This is a genomic window from Planotetraspora mira (assembly GCF_016863275.1).
Classification (GTDB): domain Bacteria; phylum Actinomycetota; class Actinomycetes; order Streptosporangiales; family Streptosporangiaceae; genus Planotetraspora; species Planotetraspora mira.
The window spans coordinates 275,607-299,577 of the sequence record NZ_BOOO01000017.1 but is presented as its reverse complement, the minus strand read 5'-3'; the positions used below and the strand labels follow the sequence as shown (position 1 = coordinate 299,577).

Here is a 23,971-nt window from a genome sequence, read left to right as displayed (position 1 = left end):
CCCGGTGCCCCGGTGCCCCGGTGCCCCGGTGCCCCGGTGCCCCGGTGCCCCGGTGCCCCGGTGCCCCGGTGCCCCGGTGCCCCGGTGCCCCGGTGGCGCGGCGGCGCGGCGGCGAGGTGCGCCGGTTGCCGGGAGCCGAATCGACCAGAGAAGTGAACGGAGCGACATGCGGGAGGTCCTTGCCTGCGGTGGGACGGCCGGCCTGGTTTGCGTGGCCGGTCTCGGGATCTCCGGACGGGCCGCCGCACGCCGTCTGGCCGAGGCGGGGTGCGAGGTGATCGTGCTGGAGTCGCGGGACGGCGAGGCGCAACGCGCCGCCGCGGCGGACCTCGCCGGGCTCGGCGTACGGGTCAGGTTCGGGCCCCCGCGCCTGCCCGAGGGCGTATCGCTGGTGGTCACCTCACCGGGCTGGCGGCCCGACCATCCGGCGCTCACCGCCGCGACGGGGGCCGGTGTCGAAGTGATCGGCGAAGTCGAGCTGGCCTGGCGGCTGCGCCCTCGCGACGCCGCGCCCTGGCTGGCGCTGACCGGCACCAACGGAAAGACCACGACGGTCCGCATGCTGACCGCCATGCTCACCGCCGCGGGCCACAAGGCGCGTGCCGTCGGGAACGTCGGCACGCCTGTGATCGAGGCCGTCGACGGCCCGTACGACGTACTCGCGGTGGAGCTGTCCAGTTTCCAGCTGCACTGGTCGTCCAGCCTGGCACCGCAGGCCGCGGCGGTGCTCAACGTGGCGCCCGACCATCTGGACTGGCACGGTTCGATGGACGCCTACGCGCAGGCCAAGGGGCGAGTCTTCGCGGACGCCTCGGTGCTCGTCTTCAATGCCGACGACCCCTGGCCGGTCCGGCTCGCGGAGCCGTACTCCGGTGCCCGGAGGGTGGGATTCACCTTGGGGCCGCCGCGTCCAGGGCAGCTCGGGGTGGTGGACGACGTGCTGGTGGACCGGGCGTTCGCAACCGGCTCGGCGCACGAGGCGGAGGAACTCGCCGCCCTGGCCGACATCCGGTCGCCCGCCCCGCATAACGTGTCCAATGCGCTGGCCGCCGCCGCGCTGGCCCGCGCACACGGGATCGCGGCCACCGCGGTACGGCAGGGCCTGGCCGGCCACGTTCCCGACCCGCATCGGATCGCACATGTGGCCCGCATCGCCGGAGTCGACTACGTGGACGACTCCAAGGCCACGAACCCGCACGCCGCGGCGGCCTCGCTGGCCGCCTACCGTTCGGTCGTGTGGATCGCGGGGGGACAGCTCAAAGGGGCTGAGGTGGACGATCTGGTCCGGCAGGCCGCGTCACGGCTGCGCGGCGTGGTGCTGCTGGGGGTGGATCGGGAGCGCATTCGTGAGGCTCTTGAGCGATTTGCCCCGGATGTTCCCGTTGTCGAGGTGGCGGACCGGGGGAGCGGGGTCATGGAGCGTGTCGTCACCGAAGCCGCCCGTCTCGCCATCTCCGGGGACACCGTGTTGCTGGCTCCGGCCTGCGCTTCGCTGGACATGTTCACCGGCTACGGCGAAAGGGGTGACGCGTTCGCCCGAGCCGTGCTGGCCCTGCCGGCAGGGACCAGCGGACACCCGCTGCCACGAGCACCGGAGAGCCGTCGTTGAAGCGTCCTTCGACCTCGCCGACGATCACACCGTGCGTAGCCTGATCCGCCACGCGTGGACCACCTGTCGCTGGGACGCACGCCCCCGACGCGGGCCCTGACCACTTCCTGCCTGCGCGACGTCCGCGGCGTCGCATGCGGTGGCGGATGCGCTACGACGTTCCGGTCAGGCGCAGGCGGGTACGGCGTGGGGCTGATGGGGGCAGTGCGGCGATGATCTCGGCGAGCGAGGTCGTGGCGAGGCTGTTCCGCCAGGCTTCGTGGGCTTCGGCCATCTTCTCGGCGAGGATGCAGGGGTTCTGGCAGTCCTCGGCGGGCAGTGCTCCCCGTCCCTGCCGGCGGATCTCGCGGCACTCGTACGGCGAGGCCGCACCGTCGACCGCCTCGACGATCTGTAGGAGCGTGATCTCGGAAGCCGGCCGGGCCAGCCGGAACCCGCCGCGCGGGCCTGTCGTCGCAGCCAGCACGCCGGCCTTGACCAGCGCCTGCAGCTGCTTGGCGAGATAGGCCGCCGGCAGGTCGAAGTACTGGGCGAGCTGTGCCGCCGACGCGGTGGCCCCCGCCTCGAGCTGCGCCAGCGACGCGGCGCAGTGCAACAGCCATTCCGTGCTCACAGGCAGCTTCATAGACCCCGATGCTATCCCAGACATTGAGGATCCGTTTAGTCCGAGATAGCGTAGGCGGCAACTAGCGAGACACAGGAGAGATCACCATGAGGACCATGCGAATCGCCGTCGCCGGAGCCACGGGGAACATCGGGGCCCGCACCGTCGCCGCCCTGGAACAGGCCGGGCACGAGGTCGTCCGCATCAGCCGCTCACTCGGCGTGGACCTGATCACCGGCGACGGCCTCGACGCCGCCCTGACCGGCGTTGAGGCCGTCATCGACGCCACGAGCTACACGGCGGCCGACCGGGACGACGCGGTGGCGTACTTCGGCACCACCACCCGGAACCTGCTCGCCGCCGAGGAAAGAGCCGGTGTCCGTCACCACGTGCTGCTCTCGATCGTCGGCGTCGATCGCATTGAAGGCAACGCGCACTACGCCGGCAAGCGCGAGCAGGAGCGCCTCGTGACCGAGGGCCCGGTGCCGTGGACGATCGTTCCTGCCACGCAGTTCCACGACTTCGCCGCGACGGTGACGAGCTGGACCGAGCAGGACGGCGTCGCCGCGATCTCACCGCTGCTCGTCCAGCCGATCGCGCCCGCGGACGTGGCCGACATCCTCGCCGAGATCGCCACGGGCGCACCACAGGGGCGTCACCGCGATGTCGCCGGCCCTGAGCCGCAGGACCTGGTGGACATGGCCCGGCGCACCAACGACGCGCGCGGACACGTGGTCAAGCTCGTGCCGACGTGGGCGTTGCTCGGTCCGGAGATGGCCGGCGACGTACTCCTGCCCGGCGAGGGCGCCCGCATCGCGCCGACCACCTTCGACGAGTGGCTCGCAAAGCAGTAACAGCCTCACCCCGGCCCAGCACCCCGGCCCAGCACCCCTGCGCTGCCGCGATCACGGTGCTGGGCCATGCGGGGCGCCTGTCTGCGCGACCTCTTAGTTGACGCTCTGTCCACCGTCGACTGCGATGGACTGCCCGGTGACAAAAGAGGACAGATCCGACAAGAGGAAGAGAACCACGTTCGCGACGTCCTCCGACTCGCCGAAGCGGCCGAGTGGAATCTTCTCGCCATGCGGGTGGTACTCGGATCCGTCGTCGTTCTTGGTGATGCCGCCCTCGGTCAGCGGCGTACGGATGATGGTCGGGTTGACCGTGTTCACGCGGATCCCGTCAGGGCCGAGTTCCACCGCCGCCGCCCGCGCCAATGCGGCGACGCCGCCCTTGGTGGCGCTGTAGATCGAAATGCCGTCGATGCCGATCTCGGCGAACACCGAGCCGTTGAAGACGATCGAGCCGCCGTGTCCCTGCCGCTTCATCTGCGCGGCCTCCGCCTGGAGATAGAAGAAGGAGCCCTTGAGGTTCCCGTCGACGAGGTAGTGCCACATCTTCTCGTCGAGCTCGGTCAGCGGGCCGACGGCGGCGGTGCCGGCGTTGTTGAAGGCCAGGTCCAACTTGCCGAAGCGGCTGACGACCTGGCCGACGACGTCCCCGGCGCTCGAGATGTCAGCGGCGTCGGCCTGGATGAAAATCGCCTCACCGCCCCCCTTCGTGATCTCCTCGACGATCTCCTGCCCGACCTCGGCACGTCGGCCGGTGATGGCCACCTTGGCGCCTTCCCTTGCGAACAGAAGCGCGCTGACCCGGCCGATCCCGGAAGTACCGCCGGTCACCAGCGTCACTTTGCCGTTCAGCAGACCCATAGTTCACTCCTTGATAGAGCTGGGGGAATCTTCGTTGATTTCTTCAGGGCACCGGCCTGAACCGCGATCGGATTCGCCGGGCCCCTGGTGACGGCGTCATGAGGTCACCGGTGCCTACAGCGCACGTCGTCGCCGGCCGATTTCACTGCGGCCATAGCTCCTCCCGATGGCAGGCATAACCTCGCCCACCTGCGGAAAGCCCTCGCGGGCGTGTGGTGCCATGGATGAATGGAATTGCGGGAATTACGCGCATTCGTCGCGGTGGCCGAAGAGGGCGGCATGTCGGCGGCGGCGCGCCGGCTGCACATCAGCCAGCCTGCGCTGTCGCAGACCGTCGGCATGCTGGAGCGTCAGCTCGGGGTCAAGCTGCTGGTCCGCAGCAGCACCGGGGTGTCGCCCACCGGGGCGGGGATGACGCTGCTGGCCGAGGGGCGTGCCGTCCTCGCCCGGCATGACCAGGCGCTTCGGGCGATGGCCGCGCATACGACCGAGGGCTGCGGGATCCTGCGGCTGGGAATCCCCCTGGAACTGCCGTCCAATCTGCTTGATCCGTCGTTGGAGCAGTTCACCACGGCCTGCCCGGAGACCCGCGTGCAGGCCCGTCACCTTTCCACGGCCGCACAACTGGCGGCGCTGCAGGCCGGTGAACTCGACGTGGGCCTGCTCCGTGAGCGCCCCGCCGGACCGGAGTTCGACGCGATGCTGGTGGTCAGGGAGAACCTCGGTGTGCTTCTCGCCGCCGAGCAGGCCGTCGAACTCTCCGGCCCGGACGGCATCCGTCTGGACGCGCTGAGCGGACTGGAATGGGTCGGCTTTCCTCGCTCCGGCAGCCCCGCCTGGTATGACGAGGTGACCGCGATCCTGCGAAGCCACGGCCTGGACCTCGGCCCCGCCGCTCCCGAGGGCCAGGCGCTGATCGCCGAGGTCAAGCTCGCCGCGGTGAGCGCCGGGCAGGCCTTCGCGCTGGCACCGCCGAACTGGTCGCCGACACCCGAGACCGTCACCTGGTCGGCTCTGGTCGGCCATCCCCTCGTACGGCGCACCTGGGTGGTGTGGCACGCCGACGCCCGCCGCCGCGACCTGGCCAACTTCATCGCCGGTTTCACAGAACCCCACAACTCCTGAGCGCCCCGTCCGATGGCGGTCATAAGCCGCCGGTATGAACGTCCCGGAAGGTCCCGGACGGCCGTGGCCTTAAACCCCCGGAGCCGGTCGCCGAAGCGAGGCGACCGGCGGGCACACGAGTCAATCGACCAAGAGGTGAACGTGATGACCGGAGAGCTATCGGGAACCGGGGCTCTGGTGACCGGAGCCACCAAGGGCATCGGCCGGGTGACGGCTCAGGAGTTGGCCCGGATGGGTGCCGCTGTGGTCCTGTCGGGCCGGGACGAGCAGCAGGGAAAGCAGGCCGTCGAAGAGATCCGCGCGCAGGGTGGGGAGGCCCACTTCGTGGCGGCGGAGCTGACCGACGAGGCGTCCGCGCGTTCGCTCGCGAGAACCGCGACCGCATGTGTCGGCAAGGTGGATGTTCTGGTGAACAACGCCGGGATCTACCCGTTCGGCCCCACGGCCGAGACGAGTGAGCGGGACTTCCACGCGGTTTACGGCGTGAACGTCCTGGCCCCGTACTTCCTGGTCGCCGAGCTCGCTCCGGCCATGGCCGGGCGCGGCCACGGCTCGATCATCAACCTGACGACGATGGTGGCGGAGTACGGCCACGCCGGTTATGCCCTGTACGGGTCGAGCAAGGCCGCGGTCGTGCTGCTGACCAAGTCCTGGGCGGCGGAGTTCGGCCCCAGCGGAGTGCGGGTCAACGCGGTGAGCCCCGGCCCGACGCGCACCCCGGGCACCGCACCCATGGGCGAGGACCTGGATGCCCTCTCGAAGACCTTCCCCGCCGGCCGTCCCGCGCAGCCGGAGGAGATCGTGGAGGCCATCACTTTCCTGGCCTCGCCGAAGGCGAGCTACATCCACGGAACGACCGTCCACGTTGACGGCGGTCGCTGGGCCATCTGACCCGAGGCCCGGACGGCGGCCGGCCACCGGTCGGCCGCCGTCCCGACGGCTGGCCGTTCGGCACGCCGTGCTCGGGGTGAGGCGCGGTCGCCGTCCTCATTCCCGAGCCTGGCGGGCGTCACCTGCGGTAATTCTTCCCGGGCGCCTTCCCGGGGATCGGCTTGCCGATGAGAGCGACGGGGATGAAGAAGCAGATCTGGCCGATCGCCAGGGTGAGCGTCCAGAGCGGGCCGGGGTCGCGGAGCCTTCCGCCGTGCGGGACGGTGTCTCAGTAGTCCGACGAGGCAATCGCCGGGAATGTGAGGCGACGCGCCACCTCACAGTTCGGTGCGGTATCTCGTCGAACCAGTGAGGGCAAGATTCGACCAAGGGAGTCGTCGGCACCATGACCACCCCATCCGAGCCGGGACACGGCCGGCTCGATCCCGGTTTGAGCGCGATCATGAGCGAGCGGCGTCAGCTGATCAATCTCGCGTACCGGCTCCTCGGCTCCCTGGCCGACGCTGAGGATGTCGTACAAGAGACCTACGCCCGCTGGTACGCCATGTCCCGGCAACAGCAGGAGGCCATCGAAACCCCTGGCGCCTGGTTGACGAAGGTCGCCAGTCACATCTGCTTCGACCTGCTCGGCTCGGCGCGGGCCCGGAGGGAGCGCTACGTGGGCGAATGGGTCCCGGAGCCGCTGCCCGACCGTGCCGGGTGGATCAACGGCCAGCCGGACGGCACCACGGCCGACCCGGCCGACCGGGTCACCCTGGACGAGTCGATCACCATGGCCTTCCTCGTCGTGCTCGAATCGATGACCCCTGCCGAGCGCGTCGCGCTCATCCTTCACGATGTCTTCTGCCACTCCTTCGCCGAAGTGGCCGAGATCGTCGGCCGTACGCCGGCGGCATGTCGCCAGTTGGCCTCCTCTGCCCGTCGTCGCATTCGCGCCGCACAGGATCCCACGGCTCCGGCAGCCCAGCAGGCCGACATCGTCAGGGACTTCAAGCAGGCGTGGGAGGCCAAGGACATCGACGCCCTCATCGGCCTCCTCGACCCCGACGCCACGGTGATCGCCGACGGCGGCGGCCTGGTCAGCGCCGTGCTCCGCCCGATCGAAGGCGCCGAGCAGGTCGCGCGCTACGCCGTCGCCCTCGCCGGCCGGGTGCCCGACATGACGATCCTGGAGCGTACGGTCAACGGTCAGCCCGGTCTGGTGGCTCAGCGAGACGGCGTCACCGTGGTGGTCGCGGCGTTCGCCGTCGCAGGCGACCGGATCAAGCACATCTGGGCGGTGCGCAACCCCGAGAAGATCCGGCCGTGGACGTCGACGAGGTACCGCGCCGAACTGTGAGGTGGCATGGCGGCCCGGGCGGCGGCATCCTCTGCACGGCCGGGCTCTCGGGGCTCACGCCGGCGCGGATAGTGCTGGGCATGCACCCGTTGACCGTCATACGAGTGCGGCGGACTCGGGTGCCATGATTCTGCTATGGATTCTGGCAGCGTTCATGAAGCGGTCGTCAAGAGCTGGAACGAAGACGTGCTGGCCAGCCTCTGCGGCCTGGTCGAGATACCCGCGGTGTCGCCCGCCTACGACGCCGACTGGGAGCGGAACGGCCATCTGCGAGCCGCCGCCGAGCACGTGCGGGACTGGATCGCATCGCGTGGCCTGCCCGGCGCCCAGTGCGAAGTCGTCCAGCTCGACGGCCGCGCCCCGCTGCTTGTCGCGGACGTGCCCGCGACCGCCGGCACCACGGCACGCGGCACTGTGCTGCTGTACGGTCACCTCGACAAGCAGCCCCCGCTCGGCGACTGGTCGGATGGGCTGGGCCCGTGGCAGGCGGTGCTGCGTGATGGACGGCTGTACGGTCGCGGCGCGGTCGACGACGGGTACTCGGGCTACGCGGCGACGACCGCGTTGACCGCCATCCAGGCGACGGGCGGCCGGCACGCCCGGGTGGTGCTGCTTCTGGAGACCGGCGAGGAGTCCGGCAGCCCGGACCTGCCCGCGTACCTGGAGCATCTGTCCGACCGCCTCGGCGAGGTATCCCTGGTGGTCTGTCTGGACGGTGGCGGTGGCGACTACGAGCGGATGTGGCTGACCGAGAGCCTGCGTGGCGTGGTGCAGGCGACCGTCACGGTGCGGGTCCTCGAGACGTCCGCACACTCCGGTCTCGCCAGCGGCATCGTGCCGAGTTCCTTCCGCGTCATGCGCCAGTTGCTCGACCGGGTGGAGGACCCCGTGACCGGCGAGGTCACCGTCCCCGAGATGAACGTGCCGATCCCCGAGGAGCGGCGGGCCGAGGCCGAGGCGCTCGCCGCGCTGGAGCCGGGGGCCGCCGCGCGCCGGTATCGACTCGTCGACGGGATGCGGGCGGCCTCGGACGACGACGTCGAACTCATTCTCAACAACACCTGGCGGCCGACGCTGTCGGTGATCGGCGCCGGCGGGCTCCCGGACCCCGCAGTGGCGGGAGCCGTGCTGCGCGCTTCGACGTCCCTGCGGCTGAGCTTCCGTACTCCGCCGACTGTCGACGCCGAGGTCGCGCGGGCCGCGCTGGTGAAGATCCTCACGAGTGAGGTGCCGTACGGCGCGCAGGTCGAGGTGGGCGACTTCCTGCTGCTGAACGGCTGGCAGGCCCCGGCGACCGCGCCCTGGCTGGCCGCGAGGCTGGAGGAGATCGGCGATCTGGTTTTCGACGAGGCGTGCCGCAGAATCGGGATCGGCGGCGGGATCCCGTTCATGGAGATGCTCAGCCGCCGCTACCCGGACGCGCAGTTCGTCGTCACCGGCGCGCTGGGGGCGGACTCGAACATGCACGTGCCCGACGAATGGTTGAACATCGCCTTCGCCGAGCAGGTGACCGAGGCCGTCGCCCACATCCTCGACGCACACGCCCGTAGCTGACTCCGAAGCCGGATCCCGCCCCTGAAGATCCTTTGGGTGACGCCCGGGGGACGGCCTACCTGGTGGATCGTCCGCCGAGCGGCGCCGGCGGATCGATGTCCGCGAGGCCGGGGATGTGCGGCGTGCGCGGAATCGAGAGGCCGTCGTCCGTGGCGGCAGGGCCGGACGGGGTGACCGCGGTTTCGGCCGGCCGGTCGGCCTCAGAGAGTGTTGCTCTTTCCAGGAACCGGAGCAGTTCCACGGGGAAGGGCAGCACGAGCGTCGAGTTCTTCTCGGCGGCGACCTCGACCACGGTTTGGAGCAGGCGCAGTTGCAGCGCGGCCGGGTGCTCCGCCATCGCTTCGGCGGCCTGGCTGAGCCGCGTCGAGGCCTGCAGTTCGCCGTCGGCGGTGATGATGCGGGCCCGCCGCTCGCGCTCGGCCTCGGCCTGGCGCGACATCGACCGTTTCATCGACTCGGGCAGCGCCACATCCTTGATCTCCACACGGTCGATGTGTACGCCCCAGCCCAGCGCCGGACTGTCGATCATCAGTTCCAGGCCCGAGTTGAGTTGCTCCCGGTTGGACAACAGGTCGTCCAGGTCGCTCTTGCCGATGATCGAACGCAGCGAGGTCTGCGCGACCTGGCCGATGGCGGACACGTAATCCTGTACGTCGACGGACACGCGCACCGGATCGACGACCCTGAAATAGACGACGGCGTCAACGCGGACCGTCACGTTGTCGCGGGTGATGCCGTCCTGCGCGGGCACCGGCATCGTGATGATCTGCATGTTGACCTTCTGCAGACGGTCGGCGATCGGCACGAGCATCGCGAGTCCCGGCCCGCGGATCGCGGGTATCACGCGCCCGAATCGGAAGACCACCCCCCGTTCGAACTGCGTGATGACGCGAATGCTCGTCGCCAGCCACGCCATGACGAGGCCCGCGGACGCGAGGATCGCATAGAAGGCGTTCATTTCGTCCTCCCCTTGACCTCTCCGGGGTCTCTGTCGGGGCCATGCTCCGCCGGTAGGGTGCGAAACCTCGTCCGAAGCATCGTTTGACCTAAATGTTCGAGCCCGGCTCTTTGCGCCGTCTGGTGACAATCGTGGTGAAACGCCGCCGGCGTCACCCCGCCTCGTCCACCGCCGAACGAAGCGATCGGTAAATCGCCCAATAGGGTATTACGGCTTTATGTCGAGTTTGCTTATGGCTTATATGTGATCTTTATGCGCGCCCAGACCACTGACTGCGGATGTCATCGCTCGGTAAGGTTTATGCCCTGGAATGGGATTTTCCTGCCTGCGATGGAGTGGCGCTTCAAGGTGAAGTTCCTCATCAGGCCGAAGGAGATCCGTCGGGGTGGTCCTCCTCCACCCACTTGGAGTGCTTGCTCTTCGCCCACGCGCGCCCCACGGACCCCGTGCGCATCGCACGCCGTGCATGCGGGTCCTGGCGCGCCATCCAGATGTGCCCGCCCACGACGACGCCGACTGCCAGGGCCGTCACGTCGTGCACGAAGATCGCGCTTGTGCGGGAGATCGGCGGCAGGAGTCCGGTGAACCACATCAGCAGACCCGTGAACATCATGATCGGCACGGCTCCGGCGATCCACCCCGCGTATATCTTCTGCCCGGCGTTGAACTTGCCGGCGGGCCGGAGGTCAGGGGAGGTCCAGCGCTTGCGGACCGCCCGCAGCCACTCCCTGTCGTACTCCGCCATGCGGTTCAGCCTGCGTAGATCGGCGCGGAACGCGGACGAGGCGAGGCCGAGGAGGAACGGCGCCGGCAGCAAGATCCCCGACCACTCATGGACGATGACCACCAGGTGACGGCGGCCGACCAGTTGAGCGAGCGGCGAGAGATACAGACAGGCCGCCGTCCCCACACACGACACCATGAGCCAGGCGGTGGCACGGTGGACCAGTCGCTCGGCGAGGCTGAACCGGAGGATGCGCCGAGGACGCTCAGACGGACCTGTCCGCCCCGTCGAGCCAACCGTCGATGTCATATCCGTACTCCTCCCAGTAACCAGGTATGACCGTTTCGGTGACGGAGATGCCGGAAAGCCACTTGGCCGATTTGTAGAAGTACATCGGGGCCGCGTAGAGCCGCACAGGACCGCCATGGTCGTAGGTGAGCGGCTTGTCCTCCATCTTCAGCGCCACGAGCACGTCGGGGCGGCGTGCCTGCGCGAGCGTGAGGCTTTCGCTGTAGGTGCCGTCGAAGCAGGTGAAACGGATCGCCTTGCCTTCGGGGCGCACGCCGGCCGCGTCGAGGAGGTGCGAGAGCAGCACGCCCTCGAAGGGGGTCTTCGGAACCCGCCAGCCGTCGGTGCATTGCACATCGCCGACGACCCGGGTCTGCGGCAGGGCGCGTAAGGCGTCGAGTCCATACGTCGCGGGGCGGTCGACGAGGCCGTCGACCTTCAACTGGTAATCGGTCTCGTCCTTGTGAGGCACCGAGGCCGCGACGCTGTAATAACGAAAGCCGCCCGGATTGGGAAGAAGTCCGGTCAGCCCAGTGGGATCGGTCCGCGAGGCGACACCGAGGAATTTGTCCCAGCCACTTTGCAAGTAGGGCGCCGCGACGAGACCGGCGATGCCGGCACCGAGCATCGAGAACATCACCCGTCGCGCTATAGGGGTGCCGCGTCCTGACTCATTGTGCGGATCTGTCACATGGAGATTAGATCAGTCGGCGACTTCGGGAAGCCAGCTGAGGCAGGCCGCCGTAAGACTCTCGTCAGAAGTGCATTTCTCGATCAGAAACAACCCGCGTGCGTCACGTCGGCGGTGAATTTTCTCCGGCGAAGTTCCGCCTTCATGGTCGAGCGACTGACGGCGTCCCGGAAATCGTTTCCCGCTGATGCGAGAGGCACGCTGTGGAGGCGCCCGAGTTGAAGCGCACCTCGATCATCGGCAGGGGCCGGCGCAAACCATCTGTTCTCCTGGCTCGCGCCGGCCGCCCGGGGTGGGGTCAGCAGCCGCCGAGCATGGTGCTCAGCGCGGACTTCTCGCTGCTCTGCAAGGTCAGCCCGTAGTAGTACTTGACGCCGATCCAGGCCCGGGCGTACGTGCAGCGGAACGAGGTCACCGAGGGCTTCCACGTGGAGGGGTCCTGGTCGCCCTTGGACTGGTTGACGTTGTCGGTGACCGCCCACAGCTGAGGCCTGGACAGGTCGTTGGCGAACGCCTGCCGCCGCGCGGTGGTCCAGGCCCAGGCGCCGGACCGCCAGGCCTCCGCGAGCGGCACCATGTGGTCGATGTCGACGTCGGACGCGGCGGTCCAGGTCGCGCCGTCGTAGGGCGAGCGCCAGGTGCCGGAGGTGGCGGAGCAGCTGGAGTTGGTGACGACATTCGTGCCGTCTCGCTTGAGCACCTGCTCGCGAGTGTCACAGGCACCGGACTGGGTGATCCAGTGGGGGAACAGGGCGCGGTCGTAGGTGGAGGCGTGGGATTCGGCGGCGACGGTGAGCGAGGCGAGCTCCGAAGCCGCGGTGGCGGCGGAGGGGATCCCGGGAGGGGTGGCGCTCGCCGGACCGACGCCCAGGGTCAGCGTGATGGCGAGAGTGGCGAGGACGGCGAGGACGGCAGTTGTGACTCGACGCACGAGTCGTCTCCTTCTGTCTCCAGGCCCGGGCCGGGGTGTGCTCGGGTCCAGGGGGATGAGCCACAAGGACGGTCGCAAGACAGAAGGAATGACGAAATGTCAGGTCTTACTGACAGGAAACGGGCGGCGTCGTCTACACGTGCCGCTTACATCCGGGGACAAGCTGGGGGCCAGGTTCTACGCTGTGGGTGCGTCGGGCCGCCTTGGTAGGGGCCGGGAAACGCCAGTTGAAGATCTTGTTACGAGCCGGAAACCTGAGGCGGGCGCCCTTCTCTGCGGCCTCTACGGCCGGGAGGACGGGGCGTACGACGAGGACGGCGATGCGACCCGGCTCGCGTGGGCACGACCTCTGACGGGACGCTGCTCCAAGGAGGCTCGGATGGCACGGATACCGGCGGGTCGCGCTCGGCTGACCCCCCGGGAGGCGCGGGGGTTGTTTCGCACAGGGCTCGTCACGCCCACCTCCGGCTGGGCCGCGGGATGGACCCAGGCCAACCTGATCGCGTTGCCGAGAGACCGGGCGTACGACTTCCTGTTGTTCGCGCAGCGCAACCCGCGGTCATGCCCGGTGCTGGACGTCACCGAGCCGGGGGAGACCTTCGCGTCGATCTTCGACGGCGACCTGCGCACCGACCTGCCCGCCTACCGTGTCTACCGGCACGGCGAGCAGGTCGCCGAGGTCGCCGACGTGACGTCCTACTGGCGCGACGACCTGGTCTGCTTCCTCATCGGCTGCAGCTTCACCTTCGAGGCCGCGCTGCTGGAGGCCGGCGTGCCGGTGCGTCACATCGAGGCGGGGACGAACGTGCCCATGTACCGCACGGACCGGTTGTGCCGCCCGGCGGGTGAGTTGTCCGGTCCCCTCGTGGTGTCGATGCGCCCGATCCCCGCCGAACTGGTGCCGGCGGCCGTCCGGATCACCTCGCGATACCCGGCCGTGCACGGCGCCCCGGTACATGTGGGCGATCCAGCCGTGCTGGGCATCGCGGACCTCGACCGGCCGGACTTCGGAGACGCGGTGGAGGTACGCGCCGGCGAACTGCCGGTCTTCTGGGCCTGTGGGGTGACACCTCAGGCGGCGGTCATGCGGTCACGGCCGCCGTTCGCCATCGGCCACGCACCCGGTCACATGGCCGTCACCGACGCCCGCGACAGCGTCTACCTGGTGCCCTGATCCGCCGCGTACGGACCGCGTCAATATTCACGCCATGTTCGTATGTAGCGCGTCAAAGCGAGAAGAACGCCCAGATTTTGCACTTTGCTTTCCCTTGGGCTGCCTGAGCCGGGCGCTCTCGAGCCAGACCTGTCCCTCGGCAAGGAGTAGTGATCGCAGGTGCCACGCGGGCGGTTGCGGGTCTATCTCGGGGCGGCCCCCGGTGTCGGGAAGACGTTCGCGATGCTCGGCGGGGGACGCCGGGCGATGGAACGTGGCAGGGACGTGGTGGTGGGTCTCGTGGAGACCCACGACCGCCCTCACACCGCCGAACTCCTCGACGGCATGGAGATCATCGCTCGCAAGACGATGGTGTACCGGGGGACGACCTTCAGCGAACTCGACGTCGACGCCGTCATCGAGCGCGCGCCCTCCATCGCGCTGATCGACGAGCTGGCGCACACCAACGTGCCCGGCTCGCGCAACGTCAAGCGGTGGCAGGACATCGAGGAGATTCTGGACGCCGGCATCGACGTCGTCTCGACGGTCAACATCCAGCATCTGGAGTCGGTGAACGACGTCGTCGAGCAGATCACCGGGGTGGCGCAGCAGGAGACCGTGCCCGACGAGGTCGTCCGGCGAGCCGACCAGGTCGAACTGGTCGACATGTCGCCGGAGGCGCTCCGCCGCCGGATGGCCCACGGCAACGTGTACAAGCCCGAGAAGGTGGACGCGGCGCTGTCGAACTACTTCAGGGTCGGCAACCTGACCGCCCTGCGCGAGCTGGCCCTGCTCTGGGTCGCGGACAAGGTCGACGACCAACTCGACCGCTACCGTGCCGAGCAGGGGATAGCCACGACGTGGGAGGCACGCGAGCGAGTCGTCGTCGCGCTGACGGGCGGCCCCGAGGGCGACACCCTCGTACGGCGGGCCGCTCGCATCGCCGCCCGCACCAAGGGGGCCGACGTGCTCGCCGTCCACGTCACCAGGGCCGACGGCCTGAAGGGAGGCGACCCGGCCAACCTGGCCCGTCAACGCACCCTGGTGGAGAACATGGGGGGCACCTACCACCAGGTCGTCGGCGAGGACATCCCGCGGGCGCTGCTCGACTTCGCTCGCGGCGTCAACGCCACCCAACTCGTTCTCGGCGCGTCCCGGCGGGGCAGGTTCGCCCAGATCTTCTCTCGTGGTGTGGGCGTGGAGACGACCGCGCTGTCCGGATCCATCGACGTTCACATGGTCACGCACGACGGGGTACGGAAGGGGCGCAGGCCGGCCGGGTCTCCCGCCGCGCTCACCCGGACGAGGCGACTGATCGGGTGGGGCGTCGCCGTCGCCGGCGTGCCGGGGCTCACGGCCGCGCTCATCCCGTTCAGGGACCAGCTGTCGCTGCCGAGCGAGATCCTGTTCTTCTTGCTCATGGTCGTCGGCGTCGCGCTCGTCGGAGGCATGTGGCCGGCCATCGTGGCCGCGATCGGCGGCTCTCTCCTGCTCAACTACTTCTTCACGCCACCGATCAACGAGTTCACGATCTCGGATCCGGAGAATCTGTTCGCCCTGGTCGTCTTCGTCGTCGTCGCGGCGGCGGTCAGCACCATCGTGGACGTCGCGGCCCGGCGGACCAGGGAGTCCGCGCGAGCCGGAGCGGAGGCCCAGATCCTCTCGACCCTTGCCGGCCACGTGCTGCGCGGCGAGGCGGCGGTGCCCTCCCTGCTCGCCCGGATGCGCGAGACGTTCGGCCTGACCTCGGTCGCGCTGCTCGAGCGCCGGCCGGAGGCGGGGCAGACGCCCGACGACCGCTCCGACCCGGATACCTGGCGCATCGTCGCCACCTCAGGTGGGGTTCCCTGCACCTACCCGGCCCTCGCCGACACCGACGTCGCCATCGACGACAACCTGGTCCTCGCCGCGCGCGGCAGGCTCCTGGAGGCCTCCGACCGCCGCATGCTGGAGGCGTTCGCCGCTGAGACCGCCGTGGCACTGCGGCAGGAACGGCTGAGGGAGGAGGCCGAGCAGGCCAGACCGCTCGCCGCGGCCGACCGGATGCGGACGGCCCTGCTCGCCGCCGTCAGCCATGACCTGCGCACGCCCCTCGCGTCGGCGAAGGCCGCCGTGGACAGCCTGCTCAGCACCGACGTCGAGTGGTCAGCCGAGGACCGCGAGGAGTTGCTGGCGACCGCCGACGAGTCCCTGGTCAAGCTGGATCGTCTGGTCGTCAACCTGCTCGACATGAGCCGTCTGCAGGCCGGAGTGCTCGGCCTGGCGCTGCAGCCCGTCGCGCTCGACGAGATCGTGCCGAGGGCGATCGACGATCTCGGACCGCTCGGCGCCGCCATCGAGACCGACTTCAGCACCGACCTGCCCGAGGTGGTCGCCGATCCGGCCCTGCTCGAACGCGTGCTGGTCAACTTGACGTCCAATGCGGTCCGCTACACCCCCGCCGGGCGGAAGGTCCTGGTCACCGGCAGCTGGCACGGCAACCACGTCGAAATCCGGGTCATCGACCGCGGGCCCGGGATTCCGCGCGAATCCTACGACCGTGTGTTCCTGCCGTTCCAGCGTCTCGGCGACCGAGACAACCATTCGGGGGTGGGCCTGGGACTCGCCCTGTCTCGGGGGCTGTCCGAGGCGATGGGCGGGACGCTCGTACCTGAGGAGACACCCGGGGGAGGTCTCACCATGATCGTTTCCCTGCCCATGGCCCCGGCGGCCCATCCCGATCAGGTGCCGACGTAGTCCGCGAGGTGCTCGCCGGTGAGGGTGGAGCGGGCGGCGACGAGGTCGGCGGCCGTGCCCTCGAAGACGATCCGCCCGCCGTCGTGGCCGGCGCCGGGGCCGAGGTCGATGATCCAGTCGGCATGCGCCATGACCGCCTGGTGGTGCTCGATGACGATGACCGACTTGCCGGAGTCGACCAGCTGGTCGAGCAGGCCGAGCAACTGCTCGACGTCGGCGAGGTGCAGGCCGGCGGTCGGCTCGTCGAGGACGTAGACGCCGCCCTTCTCGGTCATGTGGGTGGCCAGCTTGAGCCGCTGCCGCTCGCCGCCGGACAGCGTGGTGAGCGGCTGGCCGAGACTGAGGTAGCCGAGGCCGACGTCGGCGAGCCGGGTGAGGATCTTGTGCGCCGCCGGCGTCTTCGCCTCGCCGGCGGCGAAGAACGCCTCGGCCTCGATGACCGGCATCGCGAGCACCTCGCTGATGTCCTTCCCGCCGAACCTGTACTCCAGGACCTCGGCCTGGAACCGCTTGCCCTCGCACTCCTCGCAGGTGGTGGCGACGCCGGCCATCATCGCCAGGTCGGTGTAGATGACGCCGGCGCCGTTGCAGCCGGCGCAGGCGCCCTCGGAGTTGGCGCTGAACAGCGCCGGCTTCACGCCGTTGGCCTTCGCGAACGCCTTGCGGATCGGGTCGAGCAGTCCGGTGTACGTCGCCGGGTTGCTCCGCCGAGATCCGCGGATCGCGCCCTGGTCGACCGACACCACTCCGTCCCGCCCCGACACCGAGCCGTGGATCAGCGAGCTCTTTCCCGATCCGGCCACGCCGGTCACCACCACCAGCACGCCGAGCGGGATGTCGACATCGACGTCCTGCAGGTTGTGGACGCGGGCGCCGCGCACCTCCAGCACGCCCGACGGTGTCCGCACCGACGGCTTCAAGGAGGCCCGGTCGTCCAGGTGCCGCCCGGTCAGCGTGCCGCCGGTCCGCAGCCCGCCGACGGTGCCCTCGAACACCACCTCGCCGCCGGCGGTGCCGGCGCCGGGGCCGAGGTCGACGACGTGGTCGGCGATCGCGATCGTCTCCGGCTTGTGCTCCACGACGAGCACCGTGTTGCCCTTGTCCCGCAGCCGCAGCAGCAGGCCGTTCATCCGCTGGATGTCATGGGGGTGCAGTCCGATGGTGGGCTCGTCGAAGACGTAGGTGACGTCGGTGAGTGAGGAGCCGAGGTGGCGGATCATCTTGGTGCGCTGCGCCTCCCCGCCCGACAGTGTGCCCGACGGCCGGTCGAGCGAGAGGTAGCCCAGCCCGATCTCCACGAACGAGTCGAGGGTGTGCGCCAGCTTGGCCAGCAGCGGCGCCACCGACGGCTCGTCGAGGTCGCGGACCCACACGGCGAGATCGCTGATCTGCATCGCGCAGGCGTCGGCGATGCTGATCCCCTTGATCTTCGATGAGCGGGCCCCCTCACTGAGCCGGGTGCCGTCGCACTCGGGGCAGATGGTGAAGGTGACCGCCCGCTCCACGAAGGCGCGGATGTGCGGCTGCAGCGAGTCGACGTCCTTGGAGAGCATCGACTTCTGGATCTTCGGGATCAGGCCCTCATAGGTCAGGTTGATGCCGTCGACCTTGATCTTTGTCGGCTCCTTGTGGAGCAGGTCGTGGAGCTCCTTCTTCGTGAACTTGCTGATCGGCTTGTCCGGGTCGAAGAAGCCGCAGCCGCTGAAGATGCGGCCGTACCAGCCGTCCATGCTGTAGCCGGGGATCGTGAGCGCACCCTCGTTGAGCGACTTGCTGTCGTCGTAGATCTGGGACAGGTCGAAGTCGGTGACCGAGCCCCGGCCTTCGCAGCGCAGACACATGCCGCCGGTGATGCTGAAGCTGCGCCGCTCCTTCACGGTCTGCCCGCCGCGCTCCAGCGTGACCGCGCCCGCTCCACTGATCGAGGCGACGTTGAAGGAGAACGCCTTGGGCGAGCCGATGTGCGGCTGCCCGAGTCGGCTGAAGACGATCCGTAACATCGCGTTGGTGTCGGTGGCGGTGCCGACTGTGGAGCGGGGGTCGGCGCCCATCCGTTCCTGATCGACGATGATCGCGGTCGTCAGCCCGTCGAGTACGTCGACCTCGGGCCGCGCCAGCGTCGGCATGAAGCCCTGCACGAAGGTGCTGTACGTCTCGTTGATCATCCGCTGCGACTCCGCGGCGATCGTGCCGAACACCAGCGAGCTCTTGCCCGAGCCGGAGACGCCGGTGAACACCGTCAGACGGCGCTTCGGGATCTCGACGCTGACGTTCTTGAGGTTGTTCTCGCGCGCGCCGTGCACGCGGATCAGATCGTGGCTGTCGGCAACGTGCAGCGCAGGCGACTGCGTGTCCGCCGTCGTGGCCATGCTCATCGTGTCTCCATTTGTTAGGCGGGCCCGCTTTCGCGGTCTCCATCGGCGTCGCCTGGCTTGATCCGACCAGCTTCGAGCAGTATGTCTGGTTTCCTTCGTCGGCGCGGTCGCGGCAACGGTCCTCTGTCTACCCGATCGGCGGCGACGGCGGGGGCCGGCGCTCAGCGGTCCTGAAGCAGCCCGAGGACGTTGCCGTCGGGATCGGTGACGGTGGCCACCAGACGGCCGCCGCCGACGTCGTGCGCGGGCTCCTTCACGGTGGCGCCCGCGGCGGTCACCTCGGCCAGTTTCGCCTCGATGTCCGGCACGTGCCAGTAGGCCACCGGTGAGGTCATGCCCTGCGGCCCACCGCTCGGCACCAGCCCGATGTGCTGGCCCTCGGCCTCGAAGCCGACGTAGTAGGACCCGTCGGTCTGCGGCGGTACGCCGAGCAGGGCGGCGTACACCGCCTTGGCCTTCGCCAGGTCGGACACGGGATGCAGCACGGTCTTGATCCCCTGAGTGGAAGAGTCGGTCATGGTCACTCCTGAAGTCGTGGGTCGCGGAGACCCGGTGTGTCCCGTCGAGATCGAAGAGACGAAAGAGAGGCCCGTCGAGGTGCCGGGCCGACCTGATCCGGCGCATCCCGCCGTGTCCGACGTCGATGCGGACCCTCGAAGCCGAGGCGTCGCGATGGAAAGGGCGGGGAGGCGTCCGGGGGGAAGGCCTAGTGAGTGGTGATGTCCACGGTGGTCAGGCTATGCGTGGCCCGGTGACCGGCGCTTCTCCAAAACTGCTCACTTCATGGTCATCTGCCGCAAGGCCGGGCGCATCCGTCCCCCTGGTCTTGCGCAACCGGCAATTACAGCTTCGACTTCCCGTCGCTTGGGGTCAAGATCCCGAGGCCAGGATCGAGTGGCACGTCTTTGCACTCGGAGGTCTTTGAGCATGTCCAAGCTGTCCCGCAGAAATTTCCTCGGCACCGCCGCTGCCGTCACTGGAGCGGCCGCCGCCGGCGCCGCCTTGCCCGGTGCGAGCGCTTCCGCTTCTTCCGGCCATGACCACGGCAATGATCACGGCCATGACGGCCACGATCACGGCCATGGGCACGGGCATGCGCACGGAGACATCCGTGACATCAAGCATGTCGTCGTGATCATGCAGGAGAACCGGAGCTTCGATCACTACTTCGGCGCTCTCAAGGGAGTCCGCGGTTTCGGTGACCGCTCCACCATCACGCTGCCGGGTGGCAAGACCGTCTGGGAGCAGCCGGTGACCCCCCTGACCGCCGGGGCCGCCACGCAGTACCCCTGGCGGCTGAGCGGAGCGAAGACCTGGAGTGGAGCGACGCCGCCGAGCCCCGAGCTCGGCGCCGCCAACTACGGCGGCACCAGCCACGGCTGGACCGACCAGCACGGCGCCTGGTACGGCGGGCTGATGACGGGCTGGTACTACTCCAAGGGCGGACCGACCACGCTTGGTTACATGGACCGTCGCGACCTGCCGTTCCACTACGCCCTCGCCGACGCCTACACGGTCGGTGACGCCTACCACTGCTCCGTGCTCAGCGCGACCGGGCCCAACCGCACTTACCTGTGGAGCGGCACGATCAACGCGAACAAGAAGCACGGCACCTTCACCGCCAACGACGGCGGCGACGAGCGCGGCAAGTTCCTGCCCTGGGAGTCCTACGCCGAGACGCTCCAGACGGCGGGTGTCAGCTGGCGGGTCTACCAGTGCGCCGACGACTACGGCGACAACGGCTTGGAATACTTCGACACCTTCGCCAAGCTCGACCCCACCCAGGGCGGGACCGCCGCTCCGGGCAACGTCTTCTACGACAACGGCGTGAAGAACGTCCCCGAGCCGGTCACCGGGCTGTCGGGCAACGCCGACAACCTCATCGCCGCGATCCGCGCCGACGTGGTGGGCGGCACGCTGCCGCAGGTGAACTGGGTCGTGAACAACCAGTTCTTCTCCGAGCACCCGGTCACGGCGCCGAGCAACGGTGCGTACTTCCTCCGCGGCGTCCTCGAGGCACTCAACGCCGACCCGGATGTGTTCAACTCGACCCTGGTCATCATCAACTACGACGAGAACGACGGCCAGTTCGACCACGTCCCGCCGCCCATGCCGGCGCCGGGCGAGGCGGACGAGTTCGTCTCCGGCACCATGGCCGCGTACGGTGTCACCGCGCCGCTCCCCGTCGGACTCGGCTTCCGTGTGCCGCTCATCCTCATCTCGCCCTGGACGCGCGGCGGCTGGGTGACCTCGGAGGTCTCCGACCACACCTCGGTCATCCAGTTCATGGAGAAGTGGACCTCCGCGCTCGGCAAGCCGGCCATCTCGCCCAACATCAGCGACTGGCGGCGCAAGGTCTGCGGCGACCTCACGAACGCCTTCGACTTCGACAAGCCGGTTTACGGCATGCCGGCCCTTCCGGCCACCGGGGCACTCATCCCGGAGACTCGGTACACCCCGCTGCCGGGCGACAACACGATGCCGACTCAGGAGGCGGGGACCAGGCGGGCGCGCCCGCTGCCGTACCAGCCGAACGCCAACCTGGCCGGTTTCACCAGCGGGGCGTCCGGCGTCGTGGCGAACCTGAAGTTCAGCAACGTGGCTCCGTTCGCGACCAAGGCGAGCCACTTCGCCGTCTACAACAACCGGGCCGCAATCCCGACGCTGGCGCAGTACCCGGCCGCGTTCCCGGGCCAGTACACCGTCGCGGCCCACGCGACGGCGTCCGGGACCGGCGCCGTGGGCGCGTCCGCCGACGACAGCGCGTACGACATCACCGTCACCGGGCCGAACCGGTTCCTGCGCCGGTTCGTCGGCGACGTCACCACCGCGGGCAAGGACCTCGTCGTCGAGGCGGACTACTACGACGGCAAGGCGACCACGAAGCCGGAGCTGACGCTGAAGCTGCGCAACCGTGGGAAGTCGCACGTGACGTTCACGATCACGCACAACCACTACATCTCGGGCAAGCCGCACACCGTGAAGGTCTCCGCGCACGACGAGGCGGAGTGGACGGTGAACCCGCTGAAGGAAAGCAGCGGCTGGTACGACGTGACGGTCACGGCCAACTGCGACGCAGCCTGGTCGCAGCGGTTCGTCGGCCACCTCGAGACCGGAGAGGCCAGCATCACCGGCTGATTCAGTCCCTCACCGAAGGCCGGCCCTTCCCGCCATGCTCGGACCACGAGCACATCGCGACCGAGTCCGCGGGCGGGGCCGGGCCCGGGTGGGTGCCGCGAACCACAGGCGTGCGACGGCGCGGCACGGTCACGCCGTCGTCGCCGTATCCGGAGGATTCGGCCCGGCGGCGCGGAACGGGTCGCCGGTCGGCAGCCAGGCCCTGTCGTCGTCCAGACTGAGCCTGCCGACGTCGTGGGTCAGAGCCTCGACGGTGGCCTGTACGGCCCTGCGGGTCTCGTCGCGCCGGGAGACCAGGGCCCAGGCCCAGTACGGTGCCGGGTTGACCACCCTGCGCAGGTGAAGGTCGGGGGGCAACTGCGTGGTCTGGCCCTTCGCCGAGTTGATGACGGGGCCGTGGAGCCGGCGTACGTGGTCGAAGAAGGCCCGGCCGGCGATGCCGCCGTCGTCGATTCGCACGATGCGGGCGCCGGTGTCGCGGGCGAACGCCTCGGCGTAGCGGTTCCAGGAGCCCCAGGCGGCGGTGTCGGCGTCCACCAGCACCATGGTGTCCTTGGCCTGCACGGCGGAGGCCCCCTTGCGGGTGGAGATCGCCACGAGCTGGTCCGCGCCGATCAGCCGGGCCTCGAGGCCGTGGGCGGTCAGGTCGTCGGTCCGCACCCCGCAGATGGCCAGGTCGATGCTGCCGTCGGCGACCCGGCCGACTTGGATGTGCGACGGCATGACCCACGACTCGACGTGCAGTTGCGCGACGCCGGACACGCGGGTGGTCAGATCGGGCGGCAGCCAGCCGATGTAGCCGAGCCGGACCGACTCGGCGGCGGCCAGGCCGGCCGCGGAGCGGCGCATCTGGTCGGCCTGCTCGAGCAGCGCTCGGGCCGGGGCGAGCAGGGCCTGTCCTGAGGAGGTCAGCGCGACCGAGCGGCGGTCCCGATCGAACAGACATACGCCCAGATCGCGCTCCAGCACCTTGATCTGCTGGGAGAGCGACGGACCCGCGATGCGCAACCGGGCCGCGGCGCGGCCGAAGTTCAGCTCCTCGGCCACTGCGACGAAATAGCGCAGCTGGCGGAGCTCCATCCATTCATCGTAGTTCTGTAGGAGGTTTCGCCTACCAGCAGGGAGCCAGCTGGTCATGGCGGGACGGCGCCGAGTGGACGCACGATGGGTCCATGACGACACGAGGGGATCGCATGCCGCGGAACGGCTCCGGGCTCCGGCTGCGCGGCCTGGATCTGGCGGGGTGGCAGAGCCCCTGAGGTGTCCAGGTCTCGTCTTGTTCGAACGGGCCGGTGCCGTTGACGGCCGGAACCCTTCCGGAGTGAACATGAACACAACTGGTGCGGGCTCGCCCACGGAGGGTGATCTGGCCCAGCGCTGGTTCGCCGCCGCCTCTCATGAAGTGCGCACGCCCCTCGCCGGGCTCAGGGCCGAGCTCGAGGAGGCCCGGCTGAATCCCGGCCAGACCGAGTTGCCCCAGGTCCTCGACGCGGCGCTGCGCAGCGTCGACCGGCTCGAAGCGATCGTCGCCGACCTTTTCCTGCTCGCGCAGATCGCGGAGGGCACGTGGGCAGGGCACCAGCCGGTCGATCTTTCCGCGGTGGCCCGCGTCCACGCCGTCGTGCCGGCCGCGGGCCCGGAGGTCCAGTTGCGGGCCGCGGACCCCGTCATCGTCGATGCGGCGCCCACGCTCCTTGACAGGCTGGTGGCCAATCTGCTGGAAAACGCCCGCCGATATGCCCAGCAGGCGATCCAGATCCAGGTCCGGCGGCATGGATCCACGGCCGAACTCATCGTCACCGACGACGGGCCAGGCATCCCCGCCCCGGATCGCGAGCGGGTCTTCGAACGCTTCTTCCGGCTCGACAGCGCCCGCTGCAGGCGCCGCGGCGGCGCCGGCCTCGGCCTGGCCGTCGCCCGCGACATCGCCCACGCGCACAACGGCACCCTGCACGTGGAGGACGCCGCCGGTGCCGGAGCACGCTTCGTGCTCAGGCTCCCCGCCACCGGGCAGGCCGCCTGTCGCTGACGACCTTCGCCGGATCGCGTACGGCCGCGATGGCGCAGGTCGATTCGCATGACGCCTGATGGTCGGCCGCGCAGCCGCCGCAGGCGGCGATCAGGGTCGGACAGCACGGGGGGC

19 protein-coding genes are annotated in these 23,971 nt (G+C 69.4%); 10 read left to right on the top strand and 9 right to left on the bottom strand.

Annotated elements, in window-relative coordinates; genetic code table 11:
- The first annotated feature begins 166 nt into the window (after nucleotides 1-166).
- Nucleotides 167-1,609 (top strand): UDP-N-acetylmuramoyl-L-alanine--D-glutamate ligase, encoded by a 1,443-nt coding sequence (murD, locus tag Pmi06nite_RS17895; RefSeq protein ID WP_203954152.1) that lies wholly within the window; start codon nucleotides 167-169, stop codon nucleotides 1,607-1,609.
- Nucleotides 1,610-1,760: 151 nt separating this feature from the next.
- Here murD and Pmi06nite_RS17890 read toward each other — a convergent pair whose 3' ends face one another.
- Nucleotides 1,761-2,234, bottom strand: coding sequence for an RrF2 family transcriptional regulator (locus tag Pmi06nite_RS17890; RefSeq protein WP_203954151.1), 474 nt, complete (start codon nucleotides 2,232-2,234; stop codon nucleotides 1,761-1,763).
- Nucleotides 2,235-2,320: 86 nt separating this feature from the next.
- On the opposite strand from Pmi06nite_RS17890, the gene Pmi06nite_RS17885 reads away from it, so the two are divergent.
- Nucleotides 2,321-3,067 (top strand): SDR family oxidoreductase, encoded by a 747-nt coding sequence (locus Pmi06nite_RS17885; RefSeq protein WP_308442506.1) that lies wholly within the window; start codon nucleotides 2,321-2,323, stop codon nucleotides 3,065-3,067.
- Between the two features lie 93 nt (nucleotides 3,068-3,160).
- Here Pmi06nite_RS17885 and Pmi06nite_RS17880 read toward each other — a convergent pair whose 3' ends face one another.
- Nucleotides 3,161-3,925: an SDR family NAD(P)-dependent oxidoreductase gene (locus tag Pmi06nite_RS17880; protein ID WP_203954150.1), complete on the bottom strand. Its 765-nt coding sequence runs from the start codon at nucleotides 3,923-3,925 to the stop codon at nucleotides 3,161-3,163.
- Nucleotides 3,926-4,153: 228 nt separating this feature from the next.
- On the opposite strand from Pmi06nite_RS17880, the gene Pmi06nite_RS17875 reads away from it, so the two are divergent.
- From Pmi06nite_RS17875 to Pmi06nite_RS17860, 4 genes are all read left to right on the top strand, one after another.
- The gene (locus tag Pmi06nite_RS17875) at nucleotides 4,154-5,050 is read left to right on the top strand and encodes a LysR family transcriptional regulator (protein WP_203954149.1); all 897 of its coding nucleotides are present in this window, start codon (nucleotides 4,154-4,156) and stop codon (nucleotides 5,048-5,050) included.
- 144 nt (nucleotides 5,051-5,194) lie between these two features.
- Nucleotides 5,195-5,941, top strand: coding sequence for an SDR family NAD(P)-dependent oxidoreductase (locus tag Pmi06nite_RS17870; RefSeq protein ID WP_203954148.1), 747 nt, complete (start codon nucleotides 5,195-5,197; stop codon nucleotides 5,939-5,941).
- 385 nt (nucleotides 5,942-6,326) lie between these two features.
- Nucleotides 6,327-7,280: an RNA polymerase sigma factor SigJ gene (sigJ, locus tag Pmi06nite_RS17865; RefSeq protein WP_203954147.1), complete on the top strand. Its 954-nt coding sequence runs from the start codon at nucleotides 6,327-6,329 to the stop codon at nucleotides 7,278-7,280.
- A 135-nt stretch (nucleotides 7,281-7,415) separates the two neighbouring features.
- On the top strand, nucleotides 7,416-8,834 hold the full coding sequence (locus Pmi06nite_RS17860; protein ID WP_203954146.1) for a M20/M25/M40 family metallo-hydrolase: 1,419 nt from the start codon (nucleotides 7,416-7,418) through the stop codon (nucleotides 8,832-8,834).
- Between the two features lie 55 nt (nucleotides 8,835-8,889).
- Here Pmi06nite_RS17860 and Pmi06nite_RS17855 read toward each other — a convergent pair whose 3' ends face one another.
- From Pmi06nite_RS17855 to Pmi06nite_RS17840, 4 genes are all read right to left on the bottom strand, one after another.
- Nucleotides 8,890-9,792, bottom strand: a complete 903-nt coding sequence (locus Pmi06nite_RS17855) for a slipin family protein (RefSeq protein WP_203954145.1) — start codon at nucleotides 9,790-9,792, stop codon at nucleotides 8,890-8,892.
- 361 nt (nucleotides 9,793-10,153) lie between these two features.
- Nucleotides 10,154-10,825, bottom strand: coding sequence for a cytochrome b/b6 domain-containing protein (locus Pmi06nite_RS17850; protein WP_203954144.1), 672 nt, complete (start codon nucleotides 10,823-10,825; stop codon nucleotides 10,154-10,156).
- Nucleotides 10,782-11,441 carry a molybdopterin-dependent oxidoreductase gene (locus Pmi06nite_RS17845; protein ID WP_239113991.1) on the bottom strand — a complete coding sequence of 220 codons (660 nt, stop codon included), beginning with the start codon at nucleotides 11,439-11,441 and terminating at the stop codon, nucleotides 10,782-10,784. Before Pmi06nite_RS17845 ends, Pmi06nite_RS17850 begins: the two co-directional genes overlap by 44 nt.
- Nucleotides 11,442-11,793: 352 nt before the next feature.
- Nucleotides 11,794-12,426, bottom strand: a complete 633-nt coding sequence (locus Pmi06nite_RS17840; protein ID WP_203954142.1) for a GmrSD restriction endonuclease domain-containing protein — start codon at nucleotides 12,424-12,426, stop codon at nucleotides 11,794-11,796.
- 379 nt (nucleotides 12,427-12,805) lie between these two features.
- Here Pmi06nite_RS17840 and Pmi06nite_RS17835 point away from each other — a divergent pair, with 379 nt between their 5' ends.
- Together Pmi06nite_RS17835 and Pmi06nite_RS17830 are read left to right on the top strand one after the other, a co-directional pair.
- Complete coding sequence (locus tag Pmi06nite_RS17835) at nucleotides 12,806-13,600, top strand: putative hydro-lyase (protein WP_203954141.1); 795 nt, start codon at nucleotides 12,806-12,808, stop codon at nucleotides 13,598-13,600.
- 159 nt (nucleotides 13,601-13,759) lie between these two features.
- Entirely contained in the window at nucleotides 13,760-16,315 is a 2,556-nt protein-coding gene (locus Pmi06nite_RS17830) for a DUF4118 domain-containing protein (RefSeq protein WP_203954140.1), read from the top strand.
- On the opposite strand, the gene Pmi06nite_RS17825 is transcribed toward Pmi06nite_RS17830, so the two are convergent.
- Both Pmi06nite_RS17825 and Pmi06nite_RS17820 read right to left on the bottom strand, forming a co-directional pair.
- On the bottom strand, nucleotides 16,300-18,690 hold the full coding sequence (locus Pmi06nite_RS17825; RefSeq protein WP_203954139.1) for an ATP-binding cassette domain-containing protein: 2,391 nt from the start codon (nucleotides 18,688-18,690) through the stop codon (nucleotides 16,300-16,302). The genes Pmi06nite_RS17830 and Pmi06nite_RS17825 overlap by 16 nt on opposite strands.
- 161 nt (nucleotides 18,691-18,851) lie before the next feature.
- On the bottom strand, nucleotides 18,852-19,208 hold the full coding sequence (locus Pmi06nite_RS17820) for a VOC family protein (protein WP_203954138.1): 357 nt from the start codon (nucleotides 19,206-19,208) through the stop codon (nucleotides 18,852-18,854).
- Between the two features lie 409 nt (nucleotides 19,209-19,617).
- On the opposite strand from Pmi06nite_RS17820, the gene Pmi06nite_RS17815 reads away from it, so the two are divergent.
- Complete coding sequence (locus Pmi06nite_RS17815) at nucleotides 19,618-21,828, top strand: phosphocholine-specific phospholipase C (RefSeq protein WP_203954137.1); 2,211 nt, start codon at nucleotides 19,618-19,620, stop codon at nucleotides 21,826-21,828.
- A gap of 129 nt (nucleotides 21,829-21,957) precedes the next feature.
- Here the strand turns inward: Pmi06nite_RS17815 and Pmi06nite_RS42595 are convergent, their stop codons facing one another.
- Entirely contained in the window at nucleotides 21,958-22,908 is a 951-nt protein-coding gene (locus tag Pmi06nite_RS42595) for a LysR family transcriptional regulator (protein WP_203954136.1), read from the bottom strand.
- Between the two features lie 247 nt (nucleotides 22,909-23,155).
- Here Pmi06nite_RS42595 and Pmi06nite_RS17805 point away from each other — a divergent pair, with 247 nt between their 5' ends.
- Nucleotides 23,156-23,857, top strand: a complete 702-nt coding sequence (locus tag Pmi06nite_RS17805; protein WP_203954135.1) for a sensor histidine kinase — start codon at nucleotides 23,156-23,158, stop codon at nucleotides 23,855-23,857.
- Nucleotides 23,858-23,971: the final 114 nt, after the last annotated feature.

Coding starts and splice junctions, on each gene's coding strand:
- murD (WP_203954152.1), top strand. CDS start 167: ATGCGGGAGGTCCTTGCCTGCGGTGGGACGGCCGGCCTGGTTTGCGTG.
- Pmi06nite_RS17890 (WP_203954151.1), bottom strand. CDS start 2,234: ATGAAGCTGCCTGTGAGCACGGAATGGCTGTTGCACTGCGCCGCGTCG.
- Pmi06nite_RS17885 (WP_308442506.1), top strand. CDS start 2,321: ATGAGGACCATGCGAATCGCCGTCGCCGGAGCCACGGGGAACATCGGG.
- Pmi06nite_RS17880 (WP_203954150.1), bottom strand. CDS start 3,925: ATGGGTCTGCTGAACGGCAAAGTGACGCTGGTGACCGGCGGTACTTCC.
- Pmi06nite_RS17875 (WP_203954149.1), top strand. CDS start 4,154: ATGGAATTGCGGGAATTACGCGCATTCGTCGCGGTGGCCGAAGAGGGC.
- Pmi06nite_RS17870 (WP_203954148.1), top strand. CDS start 5,195: ATGACCGGAGAGCTATCGGGAACCGGGGCTCTGGTGACCGGAGCCACC.
- sigJ (WP_203954147.1), top strand. CDS start 6,327: ATGACCACCCCATCCGAGCCGGGACACGGCCGGCTCGATCCCGGTTTG.
- Pmi06nite_RS17860 (WP_203954146.1), top strand. CDS start 7,416: ATGGATTCTGGCAGCGTTCATGAAGCGGTCGTCAAGAGCTGGAACGAA.
- Pmi06nite_RS17855 (WP_203954145.1), bottom strand. CDS start 9,792: ATGAACGCCTTCTATGCGATCCTCGCGTCCGCGGGCCTCGTCATGGCG.
- Pmi06nite_RS17850 (WP_203954144.1), bottom strand. CDS start 10,825: ATGACATCGACGGTTGGCTCGACGGGGCGGACAGGTCCGTCTGAGCGT.
- Pmi06nite_RS17845 (WP_239113991.1), bottom strand. CDS start 11,441: ATGTTCTCGATGCTCGGTGCCGGCATCGCCGGTCTCGTCGCGGCGCCC.
- Pmi06nite_RS17835 (WP_203954141.1), top strand. CDS start 12,806: ATGGCACGGATACCGGCGGGTCGCGCTCGGCTGACCCCCCGGGAGGCG.
- Pmi06nite_RS17825 (WP_203954139.1), bottom strand. CDS start 18,690: ATGAGCATGGCCACGACGGCGGACACGCAGTCGCCTGCGCTGCACGTT.
- Pmi06nite_RS17820 (WP_203954138.1), bottom strand. CDS start 19,208: ATGACCGACTCTTCCACTCAGGGGATCAAGACCGTGCTGCATCCCGTG.
- Pmi06nite_RS17815 (WP_203954137.1), top strand. CDS start 19,618: ATGTCCAAGCTGTCCCGCAGAAATTTCCTCGGCACCGCCGCTGCCGTC.
- Pmi06nite_RS42595 (WP_203954136.1), bottom strand. CDS start 22,908: ATGGAGCTCCGCCAGCTGCGCTATTTCGTCGCAGTGGCCGAGGAGCTG.
- Pmi06nite_RS17805 (WP_203954135.1), top strand. CDS start 23,156: ATGAACACAACTGGTGCGGGCTCGCCCACGGAGGGTGATCTGGCCCAG.